Here is a 1,176-nt window from a genome sequence, read left to right on the forward strand (position 1 = left end):
CTAGTGTTCACCGCCTAACAGAAGATTCCTTCCTGTGGTCGAATGTGACATGTTCGGCGGATGAGACGAGACGACATCAGCCTTTACCTTGGCGCTGCCGATCGAGCGCGGCTTGAAACCGTGCTCACCGACCGAAACACCCCACGCAAGGTGGTCTGGCGGGCCGAGATTATCTTGGCGACCGCCGATGGCTACGGCACCAACGAGATTATGCGGCGTGCAAGGACTTCAAAGCCCACTGTCTGGCGTTGGCAAACCCGCTATCTCGACGAGGGTGTGGCAGGGCTGCTGCGGGACAAGACCCGGCCTTCGCGGGTGCCGCCGCTGCCCATGGAGACACGGCTGATGGTGATCGCGAAGACCGTGCAGGAGGCTCCTCCCAACGCCACCCACTGGAGCCGCTCGATGATGGCCGAAGCGGTGGGGATCTCTCCTTCGAGCGTGGGACGCATCTGGGCAGAGGCGGGGTTGAAGCCGCATGTCTCGCGCGGGTTCAAGGTGTCGAACGACCCGCTGTTTGAGGAGAAAGTCACCGAGATCGTCGGTCTGTATCTGAACCCGCCGGACCGCGCCGTCGTGCTGTGTGTTGATGAAAAGTCACAGATCCAGGCCTTGGATCGGACCCAGCCTGGCTTGCCGCTCAAGAAGGGGCGTGCCGCCACGATGACCCACGATTACAAGCGCCACGGCACGACCACCCTGTTCGCCGCGCTTGATGTCAAATCCGGTCTGGTCATCGGTGATTGCATGCCGCGTCATCGGGCACGGGAGTTTCTGACCTTCCTGCGCCGCATCGACCGCGCCGTCCGCAAACCTCGTGACATCCATCTCGTGCTTGACAACTACGCCACCCACAAGACGCCCGAGGTGCAGGCCTGGCTGGAGAAACATCCACGGTTCAAGCTGCATTTCACACCAACCAGCGCTTCCTGGCTCAACCTTGTCGAGCGCTTCTTCGCAGAGATCACCGTCAAGCGAATTCGCAAAGGCAGTTACACCAGCGTGAGCGACTTGGAGGATGCGATCTACGACTATCTGGCGCAGCACAACATCCGACCGAAGCCCTTTGTTTGGACCAAGTCAGCCGACGATATCCTCACCCGTGAACGGCGAGCGCTCGATGCACTCGATGGTATCCGCGGGAACAGGTAGCAAGCGTCAGATTCAGAACACTAG

The 1,176-nt window shown here is 60.5% G+C and carries 1 protein-coding gene; it reads left to right on the top strand.

Annotated features, from left to right (window positions below; all coding sequences use genetic code 11):
* The first annotated feature begins 60 nt into the window (after positions 1-60).
* A complete protein-coding gene (locus OU682_RS24030; protein WP_268944689.1) occupies positions 61-1,152 on the top strand; it encodes an IS630 family transposase in 1,092 nt (363 codons plus the stop codon).
* The last annotated feature ends 24 nt before the right edge of the window (positions 1,153-1,176 follow it).

It is taken from the genome of Paracoccus benzoatiresistens (assembly GCF_026913015.1).
Taxonomy (GTDB): Bacteria; Pseudomonadota; Alphaproteobacteria; order Rhodobacterales; family Rhodobacteraceae; genus Paracoccus; species Paracoccus benzoatiresistens.

Excerpts from the sequence above, each read along its gene's own strand:
- OU682_RS24030 (WP_268944689.1), top strand. The coding sequence starts at position 61 with ATGAGACGAGACGACATCAGCCTTTACCTTGGCGCTGCCGATCGAGCG.